Annotated in this window: 17 protein-coding genes; 11 read left to right on the forward strand and 6 right to left on the reverse strand. The window is 59.6% G+C overall.

The genetic code is table 11. The features are described 5' to 3' along the window. Positions 1 to 8: 8 nt before the first annotated feature. The 4 genes from leuA to ACEN8R_RS01000 all read right to left on the reverse strand — a co-directional run bounded on the left by leuA (position 9) and on the right by ACEN8R_RS01000 (position 5,316). A complete protein-coding gene (gene leuA, locus ACEN8R_RS00985) occupies positions 9 to 1,688 on the reverse strand; it encodes a 2-isopropylmalate synthase (RefSeq protein WP_018927056.1) in 1,680 nt (559 codons plus the stop codon). Positions 1,689 to 2,117: 429 nt separating this feature from the next. Further along, complete coding sequence (locus ACEN8R_RS00990; protein ID WP_018927055.1) at positions 2,118 to 2,939, reverse strand: peptidoglycan DD-metalloendopeptidase family protein; 822 nt, start codon at positions 2,937 to 2,939, stop codon at positions 2,118 to 2,120. A 3-nt stretch (positions 2,940 to 2,942) separates the two neighbouring features. Next, positions 2,943 to 4,322, reverse strand: coding sequence for an exodeoxyribonuclease VII large subunit (xseA, locus tag ACEN8R_RS00995; protein WP_018927054.1), 1,380 nt, complete (start codon positions 4,320 to 4,322; stop codon positions 2,943 to 2,945). Between the two features lie 97 nt (positions 4,323 to 4,419). Then, a complete protein-coding gene (locus tag ACEN8R_RS01000) occupies positions 4,420 to 5,316 on the reverse strand; it encodes a LysR family transcriptional regulator (RefSeq protein WP_018927053.1) in 897 nt (298 codons plus the stop codon). Between the two features lie 100 nt (positions 5,317 to 5,416). Here ACEN8R_RS01000 and ACEN8R_RS01005 point away from each other — a divergent pair, with 100 nt between their 5' ends. The 4 genes from ACEN8R_RS01005 (at position 5,417) to guaA (ending at position 10,107) form a co-directional block, all read left to right on the forward strand. Further along, the gene (locus tag ACEN8R_RS01005; protein ID WP_018927052.1) at positions 5,417 to 6,184 is read left to right on the forward strand and encodes a sulfite exporter TauE/SafE family protein; all 768 of its coding nucleotides are present in this window, start codon (positions 5,417 to 5,419) and stop codon (positions 6,182 to 6,184) included. Between the two features lie 86 nt (positions 6,185 to 6,270). Further along, on the forward strand, positions 6,271 to 6,819 hold the full coding sequence (locus tag ACEN8R_RS01010) for a hypothetical protein (protein WP_018927051.1): 549 nt from the start codon (positions 6,271 to 6,273) through the stop codon (positions 6,817 to 6,819). Between the two features lie 141 nt (positions 6,820 to 6,960). Continuing rightward, on the forward strand, positions 6,961 to 8,430 hold the full coding sequence (gene guaB / locus ACEN8R_RS01015) for an IMP dehydrogenase (RefSeq protein WP_018927050.1): 1,470 nt from the start codon (positions 6,961 to 6,963) through the stop codon (positions 8,428 to 8,430). 99 nt (positions 8,431 to 8,529) lie between these two features. Next, entirely contained in the window at positions 8,530 to 10,107 is a 1,578-nt protein-coding gene (gene guaA, locus ACEN8R_RS01020) for a glutamine-hydrolyzing GMP synthase (RefSeq protein WP_018927049.1), read from the forward strand. An 89-nt stretch (positions 10,108 to 10,196) separates the two neighbouring features. Here guaA and ACEN8R_RS01025 read toward each other — a convergent pair whose 3' ends face one another. Together ACEN8R_RS01025 and treR are read right to left on the reverse strand one after the other, a co-directional pair. After that, positions 10,197 to 13,244 carry a membrane-targeted effector domain-containing toxin gene (locus ACEN8R_RS01025; RefSeq protein ID WP_018927048.1) on the reverse strand — a complete coding sequence of 1,016 codons (3,048 nt, stop codon included), beginning with the start codon at positions 13,242 to 13,244 and terminating at the stop codon, positions 10,197 to 10,199. 99 nt (positions 13,245 to 13,343) lie between these two features. Further along, complete coding sequence (gene treR / locus ACEN8R_RS01030; protein WP_018927047.1) at positions 13,344 to 14,048, reverse strand: trehalose operon repressor; 705 nt, start codon at positions 14,046 to 14,048, stop codon at positions 13,344 to 13,346. A gap of 237 nt (positions 14,049 to 14,285) precedes the next feature. Between treR and treP the strand changes: the two genes are divergently transcribed. From treP to tadA, 7 genes are all read left to right on the forward strand, one after another. After that, the gene (gene treP, locus ACEN8R_RS01035) at positions 14,286 to 15,728 is read left to right on the forward strand and encodes a PTS system trehalose-specific EIIBC component (protein ID WP_018927046.1); all 1,443 of its coding nucleotides are present in this window, start codon (positions 14,286 to 14,288) and stop codon (positions 15,726 to 15,728) included. A gap of 40 nt (positions 15,729 to 15,768) precedes the next feature. Continuing rightward, positions 15,769 to 17,418: an alpha,alpha-phosphotrehalase gene (treC, locus tag ACEN8R_RS01040; protein ID WP_018927045.1), complete on the forward strand. Its 1,650-nt coding sequence runs from the start codon at positions 15,769 to 15,771 to the stop codon at positions 17,416 to 17,418. Positions 17,419 to 17,511: 93 nt separating this feature from the next. Next, positions 17,512 to 18,735 (forward strand): maltoporin, encoded by a 1,224-nt coding sequence (locus ACEN8R_RS01045; protein ID WP_026286493.1) that lies wholly within the window; start codon positions 17,512 to 17,514, stop codon positions 18,733 to 18,735. A 62-nt stretch (positions 18,736 to 18,797) separates the two neighbouring features. Next, positions 18,798 to 21,326: a phosphoenolpyruvate--protein phosphotransferase gene (gene ptsP / locus ACEN8R_RS01050; protein ID WP_018927043.1), complete on the forward strand. Its 2,529-nt coding sequence runs from the start codon at positions 18,798 to 18,800 to the stop codon at positions 21,324 to 21,326. Positions 21,327 to 21,328: 2 nt separating this feature from the next. Continuing rightward, positions 21,329 to 21,616: a PTS sugar transporter subunit IIB gene (locus ACEN8R_RS01055; RefSeq protein WP_018927042.1), complete on the forward strand. Its 288-nt coding sequence runs from the start codon at positions 21,329 to 21,331 to the stop codon at positions 21,614 to 21,616. 102 nt (positions 21,617 to 21,718) lie between these two features. Continuing rightward, the gene (locus ACEN8R_RS01060; protein WP_018927041.1) at positions 21,719 to 23,095 is read left to right on the forward strand and encodes a multicopper oxidase family protein; all 1,377 of its coding nucleotides are present in this window, start codon (positions 21,719 to 21,721) and stop codon (positions 23,093 to 23,095) included. Continuing rightward, entirely contained in the window at positions 23,095 to 23,592 is a 498-nt protein-coding gene (gene tadA / locus ACEN8R_RS01065; RefSeq protein WP_018927040.1) for a tRNA adenosine(34) deaminase TadA, read from the forward strand. The genes ACEN8R_RS01060 and tadA overlap by 1 nt, the downstream gene beginning before the upstream one ends. Position 23,593: the final 1 nt, after the last annotated feature.

Below are 23,593 nucleotides of genomic sequence, written 5' to 3' on the forward strand. Positions count from 1 at the left end.
AGCGAAGCTTACGCCGCTTTCGCTTCCGGCTGGCTCAGGGAGCGGTTCAGTGCGCTGAACAGGGCCTTGAAGCTGGCAGTGGTGATGTTTTCATCGATGCCGACGCCATGTACCGCACGCTCACCATTCACCCGCAATTCAATGTAGGCCGCGGCCTTGGCATTGGTGCCCGCGCCGATGGCGTGTTCGTTGTAGTCCATGATTTCCACCGGGATCGGCAGGCCGGCCACCAGTGCTTCCAGGGCACCGTTGCCCTTGCCGCGCCAGTGCAGGTTGGTTTCGCCCTGACCTTTGCTGGAAACTTCGACTTCCACGGCGCTGTGTCCGTTTTCTTCCTGCAGGCGATGGCTGACCAGCGCGTACGGGGTGTTGGCCTGCAAGTACTCGCTGTGCAGCAGCGCGTGGATCTGCTGGGCGGTCATCTCCAGGCCCAGGCGATCGGTTTCACGCTGCACGACCTGGCTGAACTCGATTTGCATACGGCGCGGCAAGCTGATGCCGTATTCCTGTTCCAGCAGATAAGCGATACCGCCCTTGCCCGACTGGCTGTTGACGCGAATCACCGCCTCGTAGCTGCGGCCGATGTCGGCCGGGTCGATCGGCAGGTACGGCACTTCCCACAGGGCGTCCGGTTGCTGCTGGGCGAAGCCCTTGCGGATTGCATCCTGGTGCGAGCCGGAGAACGCGGTGTGAACCAGGTCGCCGACGTACGGGTGACGTGGGTGCACCGCAATCTGGTTGCACTCTTCGACGACTTTGCGCACGCCATCGATATCGGAGAAATCCAGCTCAGGGTTGACGCCCTGGGTGTAGAGGTTCAATGCCACGGTGACGAGATCGACGTTACCGGTACGCTCGCCGTTGCCGAACAGGCAGCCTTCGACACGGTCGGCGCCGGCCATCAGGCCCAGCTCGGTGGCGGCCACGCCGGTGCCACGGTCGTTGTGGGTGTGCAGGCTGATGATCACGCTGTCACGACGGTTGATGTGACGACCGAACCATTCGATCTGGTCGGCATAGATGTTCGGGGTCGCGCATTCGACGGTGGCGGGCAGGTTGAGGATCACCTTGTGCTCAGGCGTCGGGTTCCACACCTCGATCACCGCGTCGCAGACTTCCTTGGCGAATTCCAGTTCGGTGGCGCTGAAGGTTTCTGGCGAGTATTCGAAGGTCCACTCGGTGTCCGGCTGCTGGGCGGCATATTTGACGAACAGCTTGGCGGCGTTTACGGCGATGGCCTTGATCCCGTCCTTGTCCTGGTTGAAGACAATGCGGCGGAAGGAAGGGGAGGTCGCGTTGTACAGGTGAACGATGGCCTTCTTGGCACCGCGCAGGGATTCAAACGTGCGCGCGATCAAGTCTTCACGGCCCTGGGTCAGCACCTGAATGGTGGTGTCGTCCGGGATGTGGCCGCCTTCGATCAGGGTACGCACGAAGTCGAAGTCGGTTTGCGAAGCAGCCGGGAACGAGGCTTCGATTTCTTTCACACCGACTTGCACCAGGGTCTTCCAGAAACGCAGCTTCTTGACCGCGTCCATTGGCTCGATCAACGACTGGTTGCCGTCACGAAGGTCCGAGCTGCACCAGATCGGCGCTGCAGTGATGGTCTTCGATGGCCAGGTGCGATCCGGCAGGTTGATGGTCGGGAACGCGCGGTATTTCGAAGACGGGTCTTTGAGCATGCTCATTGGAAAATCCTTATTGTGTGGGCCGAAAAAAGGCGGCCTGCCGGTGGATCAAATGTTCTGGTAAAGCATCAGACGAGGCACCGCGATTCAGCCTGGCAGTCGTGCACTGACGAGGCACAGGCTGCGGTGCTGGCGGAGCTGAATGAGGGTGTGAGAGGTTTTCATGCCTTCAACCCTAACCGTGGGGAGAAAGGATGGCAAGCAGTCGAAAAACTTTGAGAGGAATACTCGAAAAGCGGGTTTTTGCGAGATTTTATTGCTTGTAATAAGCGGGATCGTTTTGTCGCTTGCGCAGTGCCTCAGCCATGCGCAATCGATAGAAGAGGGATTGAGTAGGTTGGGAGTGTTCGGTTTACCTGCGGGTTTCGGTGATGCTCAGGCCGTCTTCGCGGGCTCGCCCGCGAAGAGGCCATCTGCCTCAACCACTGCTTATGGCTGAAACGCACCAATGAAAATCGCCGGGTCCACCCGCGCATCGTTCAAGCTGACGTTCCAGTGCATATGCGGCCCGGTCGCGCGGCCAGTTGAGCCGACTTTCCCGACCACCTCACCACGCGCCAGTTGCTGGCCGACTTTCACGTCGATCTTCGACATGTGGCAGAACATGCTGATAAAGCCCTGGCCGTGGTCGACGAACACCGTATTGCCGTTGAAGAAGTAATTCCCGATCAGGATTACCTTGCCGGCGGCCGGGGTTTTGATCGGCGTGCCAGCGGGTACGGCAAAGTCGAGGCCCGCATGGGGATTGCGCTCTTCGCCATTGAAAAAGCGGCGCACGCCGAACTTGCTCGACAGCGGCCCATCGACTGGTTTGTCCAGCAACAGGTTGCTCGGGGTATTCGGGCTGAAGCTGCGGTAAGCCTGGATCTGCTCGGCCAACTCGCCCTCGATGCGCTTGAGATTCGCCGGGTTCGGATTGACCTGCTGCGTATTCTTCAGGGTGATGTGCTGTTCCGGGTATTTCTTGTTGCCGACGGTGAAGCTCAGGTTGCGACCACCGCTGCTCAGCGACTGGCTGCCCGGTTTGACCGTCAGCGGCACGCCGACGATGGCCAGCCAGTTGTTCTGCTCTCTGACCACCAATACGGGTTTGCCTTGATAACTGGCTTTCGGCGCCTGGGCGGAGCTGCCCAGATCAACCACTGCCACACCGCCCGGCACCGGTTTGTTCAACAGGCGGGTGATGTAACTGTCGGCGTGGGCGTTGAAGGTCAGGCACAGCAACAGCAATGGAGCAAAAAAGCGCGGCATGGATCAATCCAGTAAAGAAAGGGTGACAGGCGTCAGGTGATTGTCTTCGACCCGCACTTGCAGTTCGCCATCGCCGAGTTTGGCTTTCAGGCGCTGGCCGGTGTGGGTTTGCGCGGCGCTGCGGATCGCGTTGCCGCGCTCGTCCAGCAGAATGCTGTAGCCACGAGCGAGGGTCGCCAACGGGCTGACCACATGCAGCGTCTGCATCTGACTTTGCAGTTGCAGGCGACGGGATTTAAGCCCTTCGCGCATGGCCCGGGGCAGGCGCTCGGCGAGGCTGTCGAGGCGCTGGCGAAGCATCGCCAGTTGTCGCCCGGGATGTTGCCCGGCGAGGCGGGTTTCCAGGCGGATCAAGCGCTCGCGACGGGTGTTGAGGCTACGTTCGAAAGCGCGGCGCAGGCGCATGTCCAGATCATCCAGGCGTTGCGCTTGCTGACGCAGGCGTTCGCCGGGATGGCGCAAGCGCCGAGAGATGCCTTCCAGACGCAGCCGATCGCGCATCAAGCGGTCACGCATGCGCATCACCAGTCGTCGGTGCAGGCTTTCGACCCGACGCACCAGATCGCTGGAGTCAGGCGCCAGCAGTTCGGCGGCGGCGGACGGAGTCGGGGCACGAACGTCGGCGACGAAGTCACTGATCGATACATCGGTTTCATGGCCGACGGCGCTGACGATTGGCGTCACACAGGCGTCCACGGCGCGGGCCACGGCTTCTTCGTTGAAACACCAGAGGTCTTCCAGCGAGCCGCCGCCACGGGCCAGGATCAGCGCATCGAAACCACGTGCGTCCGCCAGTTTCAGCGCGCGGACAATTTGCGCAGTGGCTTCGCGACCTTGTACGGCGGTAGGGATCAGCGTCAGTTGCACCTGCGGCGCACGGCGGCGGAACACACTGATGATGTCGCGGATCACCGCGCCGGTGGGTGAACTGATGATGCCGATGCGTTGCGGGTGCGCCGGCAGCGGCACTTTGCGCTCGGCACTGAACAGGCCTTCGGCGCTGAGTTTTTCCTTCAAAGCATCGAAGGCCAGACGCAGGGCGCCGTCACCAGCCGGCTCCACGGTGTCGAGAATCAGTTGGTAGTCACCACGGCCTTCAAACAGCGAAACCTTGCCACGAACCTTGACCGCCAGGCCGTCCTTCAGCGCCTGGCGAACCCGCGCGGCGTTCTGCCGGAACAGTGCACAACGCACCTGGGCGCCGCTGTCCTTGAGGGTGAAATACACATGGCCGGACGCCGGGCGGGCGAGGTTGGAGATTTCGCCTTCGACCCAGATGTTGCTGAAAACGTCTTCGAGCAACACCCGCGCGCGGCCGTTGAGCTGGCTGACAGTCAGGACTTCCCGGTCCAGGCCGAGTCTTGCAAAGGGATCTTTAATCATGGGGCGCAGTTTAAAGGCATTCGGCGATCAATCTCCATGATCCGGCGAAAATCCCCTGTGGGAGCCCCCTCGCCACAGGTCGCTCCCCACAGGTTTGCTACGGCAGCCGGGTGAAGTGTTCAACGAATTGCTGAACCAGCGCGGCGGGATCTTGCCGGCAGGCGAGGGCGACGGTGCTGTGGCAATCCGGATCGGCCAAGGGGAGAAAATGGATATCCGGCGGCGCAATGTCCTGCATTGATTCCGGTAATAGCGCGATGCCGAACCCGGCCTGGATCAATTGCAGTTGCGTGGTTTTGCGTGACACCACCCGAGCCGCCCGGGGAAAGAACCCTTGGCGCATGCACAACTCGGCAGATAGATAGCTCAGGCCGCCACGCTGTGGATGAGGGATGGAAATAAACGCTTCATCCTTCAACTGTGCCAGATCGATGCCGTGTGCGGACTTTTCCACAGCCAGCCGATGATTCGGCGGCACTGCCAACAACAGACGCTCGCTGTACAGCGGAACAATCTGCACCCCTTCACGCTGGCGCAGCACCGGCAGGCGCAACAGACCCACATCGAGGCGACCTTCGGCCAATTCTTCCAGTTGTGCCTCCGAGGACAGCTTGACGATATCCATCGACACCCCGGCATGCAGATCCAGATAAACGCTGATGCCGCGCAGCAGTCGACCACTCATGGGCACGGTGCTTGAGTGGCTCAGGCGCACGACGCCCAGTTGACCGGTGCCCACTTGAGTGGCCATTTCGCTGGCCTTGGTCAGTTCGTTCAGCAGGTTTCTGGCCCGAGGCAAAAAGGCTTCACCCGCTGCCGTCAGGCGGGGCTGGCGGGCGGTTCGTTCGAACAGCGGCGTTTGCAGGCGGGTTTCCATGTCCTTGATCTGTCGGCTCAAGGCTGACTGAGCAATAAACAGTCGTTCGGCCGCCGCGCTGAAGCTGCCGCTCTCGGCGATTTCCACGAAGTAACGCAATTGGCGGGTTGAAAGCACCAGATATGCCTTTTTGAGATGGGTGATCGATTTTGAAGATATTAGTCGCAACGCCCGGCGCTGGCTAAAGTCATCACAGGAATAAAAGGAAGCCGTGTCGATGAATGTGCTGGAGTTGTTGAGCCAATGGCCGTGGGGTGCGGTGGATTGGTTGGTGATCGGATTGGGTGTTGCCCTGGCCTACATCGTGTTCGGCATTGCCGGTTTTGGCACCGCGCTGGTGGCGGGGCCGATTCTGATTCTGTTCATGCCACTGTCGAAAATCGTGCCGCTGCTGGTGCTGCTGGATTTCGTCGCCGCGTTCGGCAATCTGCTGCCCTCGCGCCGAGATGTGGAGCGGTCCGAGTTGCTGCGACTGCTGCCGTGCATGGCGGTGGGTTGCACATTGGGGGTGATTTTTCTGCTGAACCTGAAATCCGATGTATTGCTGCTATTGATGGGGCTGTTTATCAGCGCCTATGCGATTTACAGCCTGTGGATCAAAACCCGTCCGACACAATTATCCGCCGGGTGGGCGGTGCCGATGGGCACGGTGGGCGGGATGTTCGGGGCGCTGTTTGGCAGCGGCGGCTTTCTATATGCGATCTATTTGAACAGTCGCTTACCCAAGGATAAGGCCCGAGCCACCCAGAGTGCGCTGATCAGTTGCAGCACCGTGGTGCGTTTGAGCCTGTTTGCCGTCGCCGGTGTGTATGCCGAGCTACCCTTGTTGGTATTGGCGCTGTGTTTGTTGCCGGCGATGGCGCTGGGGCTGTGGATCGGTCGGCGATTGACCATGAAATTGTCCCGCGAGGCCTTCGTGCGGCTGGTGACCTGGCTGGTGCTGGCCAGCGGGATTGCCTTGATCGGGCGTTATTTGAGTACTTGACCGGATTTCGTCAGGGATTAAGCTGCCGGCCGCCCTGACAATCGGCGCACCGCAGTAACATCCATTTGACGCAGTAGGCTTGCACCATGAATTCGCAAAGCATCATTGTCCCGAAAATCTCCACACTGCCGGTACACGAACCCCGGGCCCGGGCGGTCGTGCGGTGGCTGGTGCGCAAGAACATCATTAAAGAAGAGCTGACCACCTGTGGCCGCACCGGCAATCACATGGCCCACGCCATCGCCGATGGCGCCCGCGCCGTGGTGCTGCACCCTGAGGCGCTGCCGTTCGGCGAACCGATCAATGGCCTGGAGATCATCACCAAGCGTTGCATCTATACACCGGCCAAGGGGTTCCTCGAAGAAGCCGGTTGTGCCGAGTGCCGCAAGGAGATCGGCGAAGCGCTGTTCGAAAGCCTGGAAGACTGGATGCCGGGGCGCACCGATAACTTCACTTGCCCTGAGTGCGGGCATGAAGACGACATCAACGGCTTTCTGTTTTTGCAGGAATGCGGCTTTTCCAACCTGGGGTTCATCTTCAACAATTGGCTCGAGGCCGGGTTCAAGCAGGACTTTATCGATGAGTTTGCCGATTGGCTGGATCAGCCCGTGAGTTGGGTCAAAGTCGAACTCTAAATGCCGGCGTTGGTCCCCTACGGGGGACAATGTTTCTCCGTATGTCAGTAATGCCAATAATAGACAGAGTTTTACATTGAACCCGAGGGGGTGTCTGACTATAATGGCGCGCTTCCATTTTCCCGCTCGGGAGCCCCCGCGATGCTGCGTATCAGCCAAGAAGCTCTGACATTCGACGACATTCTCCTAGTGCCCGGTTATTCCGAGGTGCTTCCTAACGAAGTCAGTCTCAAGACCCGCCTTACCCGTGGCATCGAGCTGAATATTCCACTGGTTTCCGCCGCTATGGACACTGTTACTGAAGCCCGTCTGGCAATCGCCATGGCTCAGGAAGGTGGCATCGGCATCATCCACAAGAACATGACCATCGAGCAGCAAGCTGCCGAAGTGCGCAAGGTCAAGCGTTACGAAGCCGGTGTGGTCAAGGACCCGATCACCATCGAGGCCGATGCCACGGTGCGTGAACTGTTCGAACTGACCCGCCTGCACAACATCTCCGGCGTTCCGGTACTGCACGATGGCGACCTGGTCGGCATCGTCACTTCCCGTGACGTGCGTTTCGAAAACCGCATGGACGTCAGTGTCCGTGAAGTGATGACGCCTAAAGAGCGTCTGGTCACGGTCAAGGAAGGCGCCAACAAGAACGATGTGCGTGAATTGCTGCACAAGCACCGCATCGAGCGCGTGCTGATCGTCGACGACAAATTTGCCCTCAAAGGCATGATGACCGTCAACGACATCGAAAAAGCCAAGGCTTATCCGCTGGCCAGCAAGGACGATCAAGGTCGTCTGCGCGTTGGCGCTGCAGTCGGTACCGGTAAAGACACCGGTGACCGTGTAGCTGCCCTGGTCCATGCAGGTGTTGACGTGGTGGTGGTCGACACTGCCCACGGTCACTCCAAAGGTGTGATCGACCGCGTTCGCTGGGTCAAGCAGAACTTCCCTGAAGTGCAGGTCATCGGCGGCAACATCGCCACCGGCGCTGCCGCCAAGGCCCTGGCCGAAGCCGGCGCTGACGCAGTCAAGGTCGGTATCGGCCCAGGCTCGATCTGCACCACCCGTATCGTCGCCGGTGTCGGCGTTCCGCAAATCAGTGCCATCGCCAACGTTGCCGCTGCCCTTGAAGGCACCGGTGTTCCGTTGATCGCCGACGGCGGCATCCGTTTCTCCGGTGACCTGTCCAAGGCCATCGTGGCCGGTGCCTCCTGCGTGATGATGGGCTCGATGTTCGCCGGTACTGAAGAAGCGCCAGGCGAGATCGAACTGTTCCAGGGCCGTTCGTACAAGGCTTATCGCGGCATGGGTTCGCTGGGCGCCATGTCCCAGGCTCAAGGTTCCTCCGACCGTTACTTCCAGGACTCCTCCGCGGGTGCCGAGAAGCTGGTTCCGGAAGGTATCGAAGGGCGTGTTCCTTACAAGGGCACCCTGAGCGCCATCATCCATCAACTGATGGGCGGCCTGCGTTCCTCGATGGGTTACACCGGCAGCGCCGACATCGAAGAAATGCGCACCAAGCCTGAGTTCGTGCGGATCACCGGTGCTGGCATGGCCGAGTCCCACGTCCACGACGTACAGATCACCAAAGAAGCGCCAAACTACCGCGTAGGTTGAGGCTTCAAGCAAATCGTTAAGCAACCGGGGCTGTTCTATTCAGCCCCGAGTTGTTTCTGAATCACGACTGTTTCTGAATTACTTAGACGAGACTGAATCATGGCCCTCGACATTCACGCTCACCGCATCCTGATCCTCGACTTCGGTTCCCAGTACACCCAACTGATCGCCCGCCGCGTGCGTGAAATCGGCGTTTACTGCGAACTGCATCCGTTCGACATGGACGAGGAAGCCATTCGCGAATTCGCTCCAAAAGGTGTGATCCTCGCCGGCGGCCCCGAGTCCGTGCACGAAGCTGACAGCCCTCGCTGCCCGCAAGCGGTGTTTGACCTGGGCGTGCCAGTCTTCGGTATCTGCTATGGCATGCAGACCATGGCCGAGCAACTGGGCGGCAAGGTTGAAGGTTCCGACCTGCGTGAGTTCGGTTACGCCCGTGTCGACGTGGTCGGCAAGAGCCGCCTGCTCGACGGCATCGAAGACCATATCGACGCTGATGGCCTGTTCGGCCTCGACGTATGGATGAGCCACGGTGACAAGGTCACCAAGATGCCGGAAGACTTCCACATCCTGGCCAGCACCCCGAGCTGCCCGATTGCCGGTATGTTCAACGATGACCGTGCCTACTACGGCGTGCAGTTCCACCCGGAAGTGACCCACACCAAGCAGGGCGGTCGCATCCTGTCGCGCTTCATCCTCGACATCTGTGGCTGTGAAGCCCTGTGGACGCCGTCGAAGATTGCCGAAGACGCCATCGCCCAGGTCCGTGCCCAGGTTGGCACCGACAACGTTCTGCTCGGTCTGTCCGGCGGCGTGGACTCCTCGGTGGTTGCCGCGCTGCTGCACAAGGCCATTGGCGATCAGCTGACCTGCGTATTCGTCGACAACGGCCTGCTGCGTCTGCACGAAGGCGAGCAAGTGATGGCCATGTTCGCCGAGAACATGGGCGTCAAAGTGATCCGCGCCAACGCCGAGGACCAGTTCCTCAACAACTTGGCTGGCGAGTCCGATCCAGAGAAGAAGCGCAAGATCATCGGCCGTACCTTCATCGATGTGTTCGATGCCGAATCCTGCAAGCTGGACAACATCAAGTACCTGGCCCAGGGCACCATCTACCCGGACGTGATCGAGTCGGCTGGCGCGAAAAGCGGCAAGGCGCACGTGATCAAGTCGCACCACAACGTGGGTGGCCTGCCGGAAGAAATGAACCTCAAGCTGGTTGAGCCGCTGCGCGAACTGTTCAAGGACGAAGTCCGTCGTCTGGGCCTGGAACTCGGCCTGCCGTACGACATGGTCTACCGTCACCCGTTCCCGGGTCCGGGCCTGGGCGTGCGGATCCTCGGTGAAGTGAAGAAGGAATACGCCGACCTGCTGCGTCGTGCCGACCACATCTTCATCGAAGAACTGCGCAAGGCCGACTGGTACCACAAGGTCAGCCAGGCGTTCGTGGTGTTCCAGCCGGTGAAGTCGGTTGGCGTTGTCGGCGATGGCCGTCGTTACGCCTGGGTCGTTGCCCTGCGTGCCGTGGAAACCATCGACTTCATGACCGCGCGTTGGGCACACCTGCCTTACGAACTGCTGGAAACCGTCAGCGGCCGCATCATCAATGAAATCGAAGGCATCTCCCGCGTCACCTATGACGTGTCGAGCAAGCCGCCAGCGACGATTGAGTGGGAGTGATCCCGCTCTGACTGATTGTCGGTAACAACCGAAAGGCCCCGTGAATGTGAGTTCACGGGGCCTTTCGCGTTTCACGGTGCGGTATTTTTCTACACTGGCAAGCGTCCTTCGAGTTTCATGCCCATGCCGGTGAGCGCATGGGAAAGGCTGATCAGGTTGGGGTAAGGTTTTTGATGGATGTCAGTCCAGGCGGGGCGATTGACCAGGTATTGCCCATCGGCCGTTCGTTCAACCAGAGTCTCTGTGATCAGGCCGGTTCTGCTGCGATGGACCAATGTCCAGGTTCCGTCAGATTCCTTGAAAGTGAACATTCCCTGGCGGAACAGCAGTTGAGCGATTTCGTCCGGGGTTCGTTGCAGCATGGGCATCGGTACTTGCAGGTTGATATCGGCATACAAGGTGTCGAAATCTCCATGAAAGTTAACGGGGGGCGGGCTGGCATTGCGGCCCACCTCTATGCCGTGGTCTATCTCCATATGCAGGCTGCGCTCGGGAAGTACTTCCTCGATACGCAAGCCGATACCGCCATTCAGTTCGCTGAGGCCGGCAATGCCTCTAAAGGTATTGGTGTTTTCCTGGCCCGTCAGCACGACCCATTTACCTGATCTGCCAAGCGCTTCATTGGCACGCATGATCGTGGTGGTGAGGTAGTTTTTAATGGATTGTTCCTGAACATCAATGAGGGACGATTCTGGATATCGGTAACTTGCCAGGCAATCGGTCGACTGGATCCGGATACCGTTCTCGCGAGCCACCTTGACGACCTCAAGAGGGGTGAGCTGCCCGGCAGGATCGCTTTGTAACTGTTTCAAATACTTTTCGAGCATGCCGTCCATCTTTGCGCCTCTGCCGAAAATATTCAGGTCCATTTGATTGAAGTCATTGAGCAAGCGATGCATATAGATCGTCTTGACGCCTTGCCTGGCCAACGTCTGCATGTTCTCGATGAGGAACCGCATGCTGGCAATACGATCCTGGCTTTCTCCAATCACTAATCCCGGCGAAGCATCGAATATTTCCTGAATGAGTTCCGGGACAGTCATCGACGGCGTGATGACGGGTTGTACCGGGCGTGTCGGCAATGAGGCAAAAAAGTTTTCTTTGGAGAAGAAAGCACGAGCATCTCTCAATAGAGCTGTGCGATGTCCCGCGACGAACTCTTCATAGGGTGTCACCCCTTGTATGCGTCCGTTGGGAAGGTTGATTATTTTTATGTGCGTTTCTTTCTTACCTAGCCCCAGGAAGTTGAGCGACCGCCCATTGGAGGTGTCGTACTTCGTCGAGGGCACGCTAAATGATTCCGGTGGTCGGACATGGTCGGGAAACCGGGAAGGACCCGGAACAGCGGCGAGGTCGTCGTTGCCACCACCCTTCAAACCGGATTTGGGCGTCAACTCCCACTCGCCATCGGCGTTCAAACGCACGGGGATCGATCCTGAGGACGCGTGAGGGTTTGCCGGGTCGATGATGGCCCAGGTGCCACCGCCGTTGATGTCGGTTTCGTAACGCACGTAATAGGCTGCGTCGTTCATCATGATGGCAGTCGAGGGGTTGGAGTTGAGCGAGTAGATGCCCTGGAACTTGCCGCTGGTGGCAAGTGGCGCCTCACTTTCCAGAATCTCGTTACTTTGCCAGTGCTCCGGTACTTCAAGGTTCTGTGCCGGCGCCGGTTTCAGGGGGATGAACTCTGGAAGTTGAGTGGTTGCGCGCCCTGAACCGTCGGACAGCTCCTGTTCTTGCGTACCGATCGGTTCGGCAGGATTGTTGGCCTCCCGCAGCCTGGCCATTTCGGCGGCTTCGGCGGCCTCGGCCGAAGCGCCGACCTCTTCCAGAACATCGACCTCCTTGAGCAGCGGAAGGTTGAACAGAAGGTTGATTCCAGCCAGTACGGCGCCTTTTACGCCGGCCTTGCGCTCCGCCACCGTTTTGCCGTTCACGGCCTTGTCGATGTTCAAGCCCATTGAGGCGATGCTGGCGCCAATCACCGGCAGTGCAATCGGCCAGCCGAGCAGCGCCAGCGGCCCGAAGACGTGCAGACCGGCGCTCAGGTAACCCAGCCACATGCCTTTACGCAGTTGTCCGTTGGTTACCAGAGACAGATCGGCCTCTTGCGACATTGCGCTCTGCACATTACGGCTCAACCAGGAGAACGCGTCACCACTGATGGTGATGTTTTTCTGATTGATCAGATGGTGATCGTATTTGCCCCACGTGCCCACCAACTGGTTCATCAGGGGCGTAATGTTGTCGTGGATCTCCTGACGCACCGACAGCGGGAAGTGAGTCATGAACTCGGTATAGCGCGCGTCATCATTCATTTGCAGCAGGATCCACCAGTGCATGTCCGTCAACGTCGGGTGCACGTGAAACGCTTCTGTGGCCCCCGGGACATAGGTGATTTGCCGTCCGCTACCGTCATCGATACGCAGAATATCCGTGGCGACATGCCCCACGACGTCCAGGGCGCACACCCGCAGATCTGCTGGTGCAGAGGTTTGCGCACGCAAGGTCTCCAGGGAGATCGGCCAGCATTTGTCAGCGGCGACGGCCCGGATGACGGTTTGGAACTCTTCCTCCTGCAGCGTACCGTTTTCCCGCGCCTCGATGGCTTTACTCAGATAGTTGCATTTCGCCAAGGTCCGGTAGTCATCGAAATGCGCGCTCCAGTAGGCGTTCAGCTTGTCCCGGTAACGGTCACTGAAGGTCTCGTGCCAGAAATCCTTGAGCACTGCGCTGGGGTACATCCGGACTTCGTTGGTTTCGTTGTAAATGCTGGCGGTTGCGTCGGCGGTGTAAAACCCGCCGTAACAGTCCAGCTGATCGAAATAGTCCTGATCAGTGACGTAGTACCGATGAATCACCAGCTGCGTCAGGGTCATTGACTGACTGGGTTTAGGGTAGTGCTCCCAACCCAGGAAGGTCTGGGTGCTGCTGGCCGTGACATTGCCAAAGCGATGCCACCAGACCTGATCCGGGTCCAGGCCGGTAATGCCGTGTTTTTTCAGGATTTCAGTGGCCATCACATGGGCTTCTTCGTGCAAATCGGGACAGGCAGTCACGATGACGGGTGCGATGGTCAGCAGGTGCTGTTTGTCTGCGGTATCGGGCAGCGTTTCACTTGTTTGATCGGTAGGCATGTTCTCGCTCCTTGAGAAATGGGCTGAGAGGATTGCCCATTTGCTCGAGGGAGGTGCACTACATAGTTATGTACAAACACGATTCTGGAACGTGTAGGGTCAGCGCCGTGCCACATCCGAAAAGTAGAACTTGTCGAGGGTATGCCGCGATTCGGTGTACTCGAACTGGCGGCCGTCCTGCAGGAAGGTCTGGTTGCTGACCACAATCACATGGCTCTGGCCGTCGAGGTCCAGGTGTTGCTGGTCGTCCTTGCTGCGCGGCACCGCTTCGATGGTGCGCTGGGCATAGGCGATCTGCAGTTGCAGGGTTTGCTCGATGAAGGCATAGATCGAGTGCTCGGCGATTTCGCGGGACAAGCCGGGAATCACGTCGCTGACGAAATGGTTGATGTCCAGGATCACGCGTTTGCCGTCGATCCGCCGCACGCGCTTGATCCGCGTGATCACGCTGCCCTCAGCCGCCTTGATGTGTTCGAGCAGCGGGCCTTCGAGAGGAATCTGGGTGAATTCGACCACTTCGGTGCTGACGTCGTTGCCCAGTCGCGGGTAGGTTTCCTGGAAGCTGACGATGCCGCCGAGCTGAAACTCGATCGGGTTGGTGGACAGCACGAAGGTGCCTTTGCCATGGACTTTCTGGGCGAAACCGCGCTCCTGCAATTGCTCGATGGCCTTGCGCACGGTGCCGCGACTGGCTTGATAGCTGTCCATCAGTTCGGTTTCGGAAGGCAATCGGGCGCCGCGTTCCAGACGTTCGGTGGTAATGCTGGCAAGCAGATCGCTGTAGATCTGGTTGTATTTACTCATGGGGATGGCTCTGTGCCGCGTTGTGCTCAAGGTTTTGAACCTTAAGGGCAGGGTAGGGGTTTGTCCATGCGGCTTTGGGTTTCTTTGACTTAGGGGGTAGGAAATATCGCCGCCTGTCGGGTTCAGGATAAACAAAATCAAACTCGTCTGTACGAGTTGTTGCTTTAACTCGTACAGACGAGTATTTTTCGCTTCGGCGTGCTGCCAATAACAAAAAACTACAGCGGAAGAACAAGCATGAGCCATGACTATCCGAACATCGTCACCGAGCTGCTGCACAGCCTCGGTGGCAGCGACAACCTCGAGCAGGCCGCGCACTGTGTCACACGGCTGCGCCTGGCCCTCAAGGACCCGAGCCTGGTCGACAGCGCCACGCTGAACCGGATCGATCTGGTCAAGGGTTCGTTCTATACCGGCGGCCTGTTCCAGGTGGTGATCGGCCCTGGCGAAGTGGAAAAGGTCTACGCCGAGCTGCGCCGACAGACCGGTCTCGCCGTCTCGACCATCGCCGACGTCAAACAGAAAAGCGCCGACAAGATCAACGCCATGCAGCGACTGGTGCGGGTGTTTTCCGACGTATTCATGCCGATTCTCCCGGCGCTGATCATTGCCGGCCTGCTGATGGGCATCAACAACCTGATCGGCGCCAAGGGCATGTTCATCGAGGGCAAGACCCTGCTGGACGCCTATCCGACGCTGGACGGGCTCTGGAGCCTGATCAACCTGATGGCCAACACGTCCTTCGTGTTCCTCCCGGCGCTGGTGGGCTGGTCGGCGGCCAAGCGCTTTGGCGGCAGCGAAATCCTCGGCATTGTGCTCGGCCTGATGCTGGTGCACCCGGATCTGCTCAACGCCTGGAACTACGGCAAAGCGGTGGCCGGGCTTGAGGGGCAGAGCTTGCCGTACTTCGACATCCTCGGTGTGTTCCAGATCGAGAAAGTCGGTTATCAGGGCCAGATCCTGCCGATCCTGCTGGCGGCCTATGTGATGAGCGTCATCGAAAAGTGGTTGCGGGCACGGGTGCCGAACGCCATTCAACTGCTGGTGGTGCCGATCACCACCATCGTCGTCACCGGTGTGCTGGCGCTGGCGGTAATTGGTCCGGTGACCCGCCATCTGGGGATTCTCATCACTGAAGGCGTGGTCACCCTGTTCGACCTGGCGCCGATGGTTGGCGGGGCGATTTTCGGCCTGCTCTACGCACCACTGGTGATCACCGGCATGCACCACATGTTTCTCGCAGTCGACCTGCAACTGATCTCCACCCAGGGTGGCACGTTCATCTGGCCGATGATCGTCATGTCCAACCTCGCCCAGGGCAGCGCGGCACTGGGGGTGTTCTACATGACCCGTAATGTACGGGACAAAAGCATGGCCTCGACCTCGGCGATTTCCGCCTACTTCGGCATCACCGAACCGGCCATGTTCGGGGTCAACCTGCGCTACAAGTTTCCGTTCTATGCGGCCCTGATCGGTTCCGCCCTGGGCTGCATTTTCCTGTCGCTGAACAAGGTCCAGGCCTCGGCGATCGGCGTTGGCGGCTTGCCCGGTTTCATCTCGATCATCCCGCAGTTCATTCCGATGTTCGTGGTCGGGATGGTGATTGCCATGGTCGTGCCGTTTGTTTTGACCTGCGGGTTGAGCATGAAGATTGTCCGGCCCGGGTATCGGGTCGCCTGATAGATCGCATTCGCAGTACCTATTCAAAAAGGAATCCGCCATGCAAGACTGGCAACGTTCGGTGATCTACCAGATCTATCCGAAGAGTTTTCACAGCCACGCCGGCAACCCCACGGGGGATTTGCTCGGCGTCGTGGCCAAGCTCGATTACCTGCACTGGCTGGGTGTCGATTGCCTGTGGATTACGCCGTTCCTGCGTTCGCCCCAGCGTGACAACGGTTACGACATCAGCGATTACTACGCCATCGACCCGAGTTACGGGACCATGGCTGACTGCGAGTTGCTGATTGCCGAAGCCGCCAAGCGCGGGATCAAGCTGATGCTCGACATCGTGGTCAACCACACCTCGATCGAACACACCTGGTTCCAGCAGGCCCGAAGCAGCCTCGATAGCCCTTACCGCGACTTCTATATCTGGCGCGACCAGCCGAACAACTGGGAATCCAAGTTCGGCGGTTCGGCTTGGGAGTACGAAGCCCAGACCGGTCAGTATTACCTGCACTTGTTCGACCACACGCAGGCCGACCTGAACTGGGACAACCCCAGGGTGCGCGCTGAAGTCTTCAAGATGATGCGGTTCTGGCGCGACAAAGGCGTGGGCGGTTTCCGTCTGGATGTGATCAACCTGATTTCCAAACCGGCGGATTTCCCTGAGGACAACACTGACGGTCGACGTTTTTACACCGATGGCCCGAACGTCCACGAGTACTTGCAGCAGATGCACCGCGAAGTGTTCGAAGGTCATGACCTGATCAACGTCGGCGAGATGTCGTCCACCAGTCTGGAACACTGCATTCGCTACTCGCGGCCGGAGTCGAAAGAGCTGTCGATGACCTTCAACTTTCATCACTTGAAGGTTGATTACCCGAACCTGCAAAAGTGGATTCGTGCCGATTTCGATTTCCTCGAACTCAAGCGCATCCTCTCCGACTGGCAGACCGGCATGCAGGCCGGCGGTGGCTGGAACGCGCTGTTCTGGTGTAACCACGACCAGCCGCGGGTGGTTTCGCGGTTTGGTGATGACGGCGAGCATCGGGTGGTGTCGGCGAAGATGCTCGGCACCGCGCTGCATTTCCTCCAGGGCACGCCGTTTGTGTATCAAGGCGAAGAGCTGGGCATGACCAATCCGGGGTTCGATCACATCGATCAGTACCGCGATGTCGAGACTCTGAACATCTTCCGGCTCAAGCGCGAGGCCGGTGCCAGCGACGCCGACAACATGGCGGCGATCATGCAGAAGTCCCGGGACAACAGTCGCACGCCGATGCACTGGAGCGCCGAGCCGAACGCCGGTTTCAGCGCTGTCGAACCGTGGATCGGGGTGCCGGCCAATGCCGCGCAAATCAACGTCGCCCACCAACTCGACGACCCGGATTCGGTGCTGCATCACTACCGTCAGCTGATTGCCCTGCGCCGCAGTGAAGCGCTGATGTCCGATGGCGTGTACCGGCAGTTGTTGCCTGAACACACGCAAATCTGGGCGTACGTGCGTGAAGGCAATGGTGAGCGTTTGCTGGTGCTGAATAACTTTTATGGCACACCGTGCGAAGTTGAACTGCCGCCGGAGGTGATCAGCGAAGCGATGGCACAACGTCTGGTGATCAGCAATTACCCGGACTGTCCGCCACAACATCGGCAGGTCTTTTTACGGCCCTATGAGTCGTTCGTTCTGCACCTGACCAACATTTAAAAACACTGTTTCGAACAACACGCAGAACACTGCGCGGGGGAGTTTTGCGCGCTGGTTTTGCTGCATCACACAATAAAAATAATGAGGTGGTTCTTGAAAACAACAATAAATCGCAGTCTTGTAGCGGCGGGCATGTGCCTGGCGTTACCACTGTCAGCCCAGGCGCTGGAATTCGCCGGTTACTTGCGCAGCGGCGTCGGGACCTCGGTTAACAGCGGTAAACAGCAGTGTTTCCAGCTACCGGGAGCGCAGACCAAATACCGCTTGGGTAACGAGTGTGAACAGTACGCTGAACTTGAATTGCGCCAGGATCTGTACACCCTGGACGATGGTTCGGTGCTCAGCGTCGACGGCATGGCATCGCTGTATAACCAGTACGACAAGGACCTGACGTTCAACGGTGACAACGGCTCGGTGCGCATGCCGCAGCTGTATGCGCAATGGTCGAACATGCCCAGCCTCAATGGTGGTTCGCTGTGGGCCGGTCGGCGTTACTACAAACGTAACGACATCCATATTTCCGACTTCTACTACTGGAACCAGAGCGCCACCGGCGGCGGTATCGAAGACGTGCTGATCGGTGATCTGAAGTACAGCTACGCCTTCTCGCGCAAGGACAACCTGTACCAGAAGGACTACATCAACCGTCACGATTTCAACGTCGCCGGCTTCAACACCAACCCCGGCGGTGAGTTGGAGTTCGGCTTGAGCTACATCGACAAGCCCGACAGCCGCGACGCTCACCGTGGCTGGGCGATCACCACCCAGCATGTGCAGAAGGGCTTTCTGGGCGGCAAGAACAAACTGGCCTTTCAGTACGGCGAAGGCCCCGGCACGGGGTTGGGCTATACCGGTAACGTGAAGCTGGACGACAGCAGTAAAAGTTATCGCGTGGTGGAGTTCTTCGACTGGCAAGTGACGCCGCGCTTCGGCGGGCAGGTCGAGGCGGTTTATCAGAAGGACATTCGCCCCGACGGCGCTGACCAGAACTGGATTTCCCTCGGGATTCGCCCGGCCTATGCGATCACCGAGCAAATCAAACTGGTGACCGAGCTGGGCCATGATCAGGTCGAGGCCACAGGCGGCACGCGCAAACTGAGCAAGTTCACCATCGCTCCGACCTGGTCACCCAAGGGCCCGGAATTCTGGGCGCGCCCCGAGGTGCGTCTGTATTACACCTATGCCAGCTGGAACGAGGCGGCCAAACGGGCGGCCAATGAACTGGCGGCAGGTTCGGCGTTATCCGACACCGGTGCCTTCGGCACGGCGCGGCATGGTTCGAACGTCGGATTGCAGGTCGAGTACTGGTGGAAATAAGCGATGCTGTCGGGGCCTCGCGCTCCATCGGCACTTCAAAGAACAAAACAGCAGGTGACGTCATGGCCACACCCCAACAATTGCAACTGCTGGCACCCTTGTCCGGCGTGCTGATGCCGCTGGACCAGGTGCCTGATCAGGTGTTTTCCAGTCGCGTGATCGGTGACGGTCTGTGCATCGACCCGACCTCGTCCACCTTGTGCGCACCGCTGGCTGGAGTGATCAGCAATGTGCAGGCCAGCGGGCATGCCGTCAGCATCACTGACGACAACGGCGTGCAGGTGTTGATGCACATTGGCCTCGACACCGTGAACCTGGCCGGCAAGGGCTTCACCCGATTGGTGGAGGAAGGTCAGCGGGTTGAGGTGGGGCAGGCGCTGATCGAGTTCGATGCCGATTACATTGCCTTGAACGCCCGCAGTTTGTTGACCTTGATGTTGGTGGTCAGCGGTGAGCCGTTCACTTGGCTGACGACTGAAACGGGCGTAGTGGAAAGTGGTCAGTTGCTGCTGAGTTTGAGTCCGTCTGAAGTAGCGGCCGATGAGCTGGAGGAAGGCGAGGCACTGTTCTCAAAACCGCTGACGCTGCCCAATCTCAATGGCTTGCACGCCCGCCCTGCGGCAGTGTTTGCCCAGGCGGCGAAAGGTTTTTCGGCGAGTATTTGTTTGCATAAACAGCAGGACAGCGCGAACGCCAAATCCCTGGTGGCGATCATGGCGTTGCAGACCGCTCACGGCGACATCGTGCAAGTCAGCGCGGCGGGCGCGGATGCCGAAGTGGCGATCAAGACCCTGGTCGAGTTGCTGGCCGCCGGGTGCGGAGAAGCCGTGACAGTGATGGCAGAGGTTGAAACGGTTGCGGCTGATGCTTCATCGCTGAAGGTGCTGCACGGCGTCTGTGCATCGGCGGGGTCGGCGTTTGGTCAGGTGGTGCAGATCGCGCAGCAGACCCTTGAAGTCATTGAGTCCGGTCGGGGCGCGCAAGTTGAGCGCGAGCACCTGTCCCAGGCGTTGGCGACGGCGGTCCTGGACCTGCAGCAGTTGCGTGACCAGGCCACGGGTGACGCCCAGGCAGATATCTTCAAGGCGCATCAGGAACTGCTCGAAGACCCAAGCCTGCTGGATCAGGCCCTGGCACTGATCGACGCCGGAAAAAGCGCCGGTTTCGCCTGGCGGGCTGCCACAGAGTCGACGGCTACCTTGTTCAAAAAACTGGGCAATGCCTTGCTGGCCGAACGGGCAGCGGATTTGGCCGACGTTGGTCAACGGGTGCTCAAGTTGATTCTCGGCGTAGAGGATCAAGCGATGGAGTTGCCGGAAGGGGCGATTCTGATTGCCGAGCAACTGACGCCCTCCCAGACCGCTGGCCTGGACACGCGCAAGGTGCTGGGGTTCGCGACGGTCGGCGGTGGCGCCACCAGCCACGTGGCGATTCTCGCCCGGGCCTTCGGCTTGCCGGCGATCTGCGGTTTGCCGGTTCAGGTGCTGACACTGGCCAATGGCACCCGGGTTTTGCTCGATGCCGACCAGGGCGAGTTGCAGCTGGATCCCGAGCTGGCCGCCATCGAGCAGTTGCAAGCCAATCGTCAGCGACAAAAAAAACGCCGGCAATATGAATTGGAAAATGCCGCGCTGGCTGCCTGTACCCGCGATGGTCATCACGTTGAAATCACCGCCAACATCGCTTCGCTGGCCGAAGCCGAACAGGCCATGACACTGGGTGGCGAAGGCGTCGGTCTGTTGCGTTCGGAGTTTCTTTATCTGGATCGCAACCATGCACCGAGCCATGACGAGCAAGCGTCCACCTACAGCGCTATCGCCCGAGCATTGGGGCCAGCGCGCAGTCTGGTGGTGCGGACCCTGGATGTCGGCGGCGATAAACCATTGGCCTACGTGCCGATGGACCGCGAAACCAACCCGTTCCTGGGCATGCGCGGCATTCGTTTGTGCCTGGAGCGTCCGCAGCTGTTGCGCGATCAGTTCAAGGCGATCCTGAGCAGCGCCGGGTTGGCTCGGCTGCACATCATGTTGCCGATGGTCACGCAGTTGTCGGAGTTGCGGCTGGCCCGTCAGCTGCTTGAAGAGGAAGCGCTGGCAGCAGGGCTCACGGAACTGCCGAAACTGGGGATCATGATCGAAGTACCGGCCGCGGCGCTGATGGCGGATCTGTTTGCGCCCGAGGTGGATTTCTTCTCCATTGGCACCAACGACCTGACCCAATACACCCTGGCCATGGACCGCGATCACCCGCGACTGGCCAGTCAGGCGGATAGCTTTCATCCATCGGTGCTGCGCTTGATCGCCGGTACAGTGAAAGCTGCCCATGCCCATGGCAAATGGGTCGGTGTGTGCGGTGCCTTGGCTTCGGAACATCTGGCGGTGCCGTTGTTGCTGGGGCTTGGCGTGGATGAGTTGTCGGTGAGCGTGCCGCTGATTCCGGCGATCAAGGCGGCGGTTCGCGAAGTGGACCTGCTGGACTGTCAGGCCATCGCCCAGCAAGTGCTGGGGCTGGAAAGTGCCGAGCAGGTACGCGAGGCATTGCGGCTGCACCACGAGGCGACGGTCGATACTTCACTGGTTCTGGAGAACTGAGCATGTTCGAGAAAATGCAGCGGGCGTTCTGGAAAGCGTTGACCCCGGATCTGGTGGTAGATGAGCCAAAACCGGTGGCTCAAGCCGTTTCCGGTCTGGCACCGAATGTCGTGGCCGCACTGGGCGGTGCGGATAACCTCAAGTCACATCAGTCCGTGGCGCTGACCCGGATGCGGGTGGAGTTACGGGATGTGGCGCGGATGGATCGGCAGGCGTTGACGGCTGCTGGAGTGCCAGGCGTGATGATGCTGGACGGTGGAGTGGTGCATCTGCTCACCGGTTTGCAGTGATCGTTCCCACGCGTTGCCCTTACTGTTTCTCATCCGCAGGTGTATCGTATTCGCCTTTTGCAGGCACCGCGCCTGTGGCTGATACGTGAGGTAGTTGAGTTCATGTCCTTTACCCGTCGACAAATACTCGGTGGTCTGGCCGGTCTTGTGGTGGTTGGCGTGGGGGCCGGTGGCGCGTCGCGTTACTGGCTGGGCAAGATGGGCGACGCTGAGGCCGGCCACGACTATGAGCTGATCGCCGCCCCGCTGGACGTCGAACTGGTGGCCGGGCACAAGACCGAGGCCTGGGCGTTCGGCCCCTCGGCGCCGGGCACTGAGTTGCGCGTGCGTCAGGGCGAATGGCTGCGGGTGCGCTTCATCAACCACTTGCCAGTGGCGACCACCATTCACTGGCACGGCATCCGTCTGCCGCTGGAAATGGACGGCGTGCCCTACGTGTCGCAATTGCCGGTACTGCCGGGCGAATACTTCGACTACAAGTTCCGTGTGCCCGACGCCGGCAGCTATTGGTATCACCCGCACGTGAACAGCAGCGAAGAACTCGGTCGCGGGCTGGTCGGTCCGCTGATCATCGAAGAGCGCGAGCCCACCGGTTTCAAGTACGAAAAGACCTTGAGCCTCAAGAGCTGGCATGTCGATGAAGAAGGCGCTTTCGTGCCGTTCAGCATTCCTCGTGAAGCAGCCCGTGGCGGTACGGCTGGGCGCCTGTCGACCATCAATGGCATCTCGCAAGCGGTGATCGACTTGCCTGCCGGGCAGATCACCCGCGTACGCCTGCTCAACCTCGACAACACCCTGACTTATCGCCTCAACATCCCCGGCGTCGAAGCGCAGATCTATGCGCTGGATGGTAATCCCATCGAACCGCGCCCACTGGGCAAGGAATACTGGCTCGGCCCGGGCATGCGCATTTGCCTGGCAATCAAGGCTCCGCCGGCCGGCGAAGAACTGTCCCTGCGCAATGGTCCAGTACGCCTGGGCACCTTGCGCTCAGTGGCCAATACCGACGCGCCGACCGAGTGGCCGCCGGCACTGCCCGCCAACCCGGTGGCCGAGCCAGACCTGGCCAATGCCGAGAAACTCAACTTCAATTTTGAATGGGTGGGCTCGGTGTCGGTCAACGTCGACAATGGCAAGCCGCCCAGCCTGTGGCAGATCAACGGCAAGGCCTGGGATATCACCGACAAGACCTGCGCCGACCGACCGATTGCCAAGCTCGAAAAGGGCAAAAGCTATATTTTCGAATTGAAAAACATGACTCAGTATCAGCACCCGGTCCATTTGCACGGCATGAGCTTCAAGGTTATTTCTTCGAACCGGCACAAGGTTATCCCGTACTTCACCGACACTTACCTGTTGGGCAAGAACGAGCGCGCGCAAGTGGCGCTGGTGGCGGATAACCCGGGCGTCTGGATGTTCCACTGCCATGTGATCGACCACATGGAAACCGGCCTGATGGCCGCCATCGAGGTGGCGTGATGCGTCAGATACGCCCCGCGGCAATTATCGACCGCAGCCGTGATCGTGATTTCATGCGCGAAGCCCTGGCCCTCGCCGCCGAAGGCGCGGCGCTGGGTGAAGTGCCGGTGGGTGCTGTGCTGGTGCAGGACGGTGAAATCATCGGGCGCGGTTTCAATTGCCCGATCAGCGGCAATGACCCCAGCGCCCACGCCGAGATGGTCGCGATCCGCGCCGCCGCCCAGGCCGCCAGCAACTATCGCCTGCCGGGCAGTACGCTATACGTGACGCTGGAGCCGTGCAGCATGTGCGCCGGGCTGATCGTGCATTCGCGGATTGCGCGGGTGGTGTATGGCGCGCTGGAGCCCAAGGCCGGAATTGTGCAGAGCCAGGGGCAGTTTTTTACCCAGGGCTTTTTGAATCACCGGGTGCTGTACGAAGGCGGGGTGTTGGCCGAGGAGTGCGGGGCAGTATTGAGCGAGTTCTTCAAGGCCCGTAGGGCCAAGCCAGCGGATTAGG

The organism is Pseudomonas sp. Pseusp15 (genome assembly GCF_059492165.1).

Excerpts from the sequence above, each read along its gene's own strand:
- ACEN8R_RS01055 (WP_018927042.1), top strand. The coding sequence starts at position 21,329 with ATGTTCGAGAAAATGCAGCGGGCGTTCTGGAAAGCGTTGACCCCGGAT.
- ACEN8R_RS01025 (WP_018927048.1), bottom strand. The coding sequence starts at position 13,244 with ATGCCTACCGATCAAACAAGTGAAACGCTGCCCGATACCGCAGACAAA.
- tadA (WP_018927040.1), top strand. The coding sequence starts at position 23,095 with ATGCGTCAGATACGCCCCGCGGCAATTATCGACCGCAGCCGTGATCGT.
- ACEN8R_RS01060 (WP_018927041.1), top strand. The coding sequence starts at position 21,719 with ATGTCCTTTACCCGTCGACAAATACTCGGTGGTCTGGCCGGTCTTGTG.
- leuA (WP_018927056.1), bottom strand. The coding sequence starts at position 1,688 with ATGAGCATGCTCAAAGACCCGTCTTCGAAATACCGCGCGTTCCCGACC.
- ptsP (WP_018927043.1), top strand. The coding sequence starts at position 18,798 with ATGGCCACACCCCAACAATTGCAACTGCTGGCACCCTTGTCCGGCGTG.
- treP (WP_018927046.1), top strand. The coding sequence starts at position 14,286 with ATGAGCCATGACTATCCGAACATCGTCACCGAGCTGCTGCACAGCCTC.
- ACEN8R_RS01005 (WP_018927052.1), top strand. The coding sequence starts at position 5,417 with ATGAATGTGCTGGAGTTGTTGAGCCAATGGCCGTGGGGTGCGGTGGAT.
- treC (WP_018927045.1), top strand. The coding sequence starts at position 15,769 with ATGCAAGACTGGCAACGTTCGGTGATCTACCAGATCTATCCGAAGAGT.
- guaA (WP_018927049.1), top strand. The coding sequence starts at position 8,530 with ATGGCCCTCGACATTCACGCTCACCGCATCCTGATCCTCGACTTCGGT.
- xseA (WP_018927054.1), bottom strand. The coding sequence starts at position 4,322 with ATGATTAAAGATCCCTTTGCAAGACTCGGCCTGGACCGGGAAGTCCTG.
- ACEN8R_RS01010 (WP_018927051.1), top strand. The coding sequence starts at position 6,271 with ATGAATTCGCAAAGCATCATTGTCCCGAAAATCTCCACACTGCCGGTA.
- treR (WP_018927047.1), bottom strand. The coding sequence starts at position 14,048 with ATGAGTAAATACAACCAGATCTACAGCGATCTGCTTGCCAGCATTACC.
- guaB (WP_018927050.1), top strand. The coding sequence starts at position 6,961 with ATGCTGCGTATCAGCCAAGAAGCTCTGACATTCGACGACATTCTCCTA.
- ACEN8R_RS00990 (WP_018927055.1), bottom strand. The coding sequence starts at position 2,939 with ATGCCGCGCTTTTTTGCTCCATTGCTGTTGCTGTGCCTGACCTTCAAC.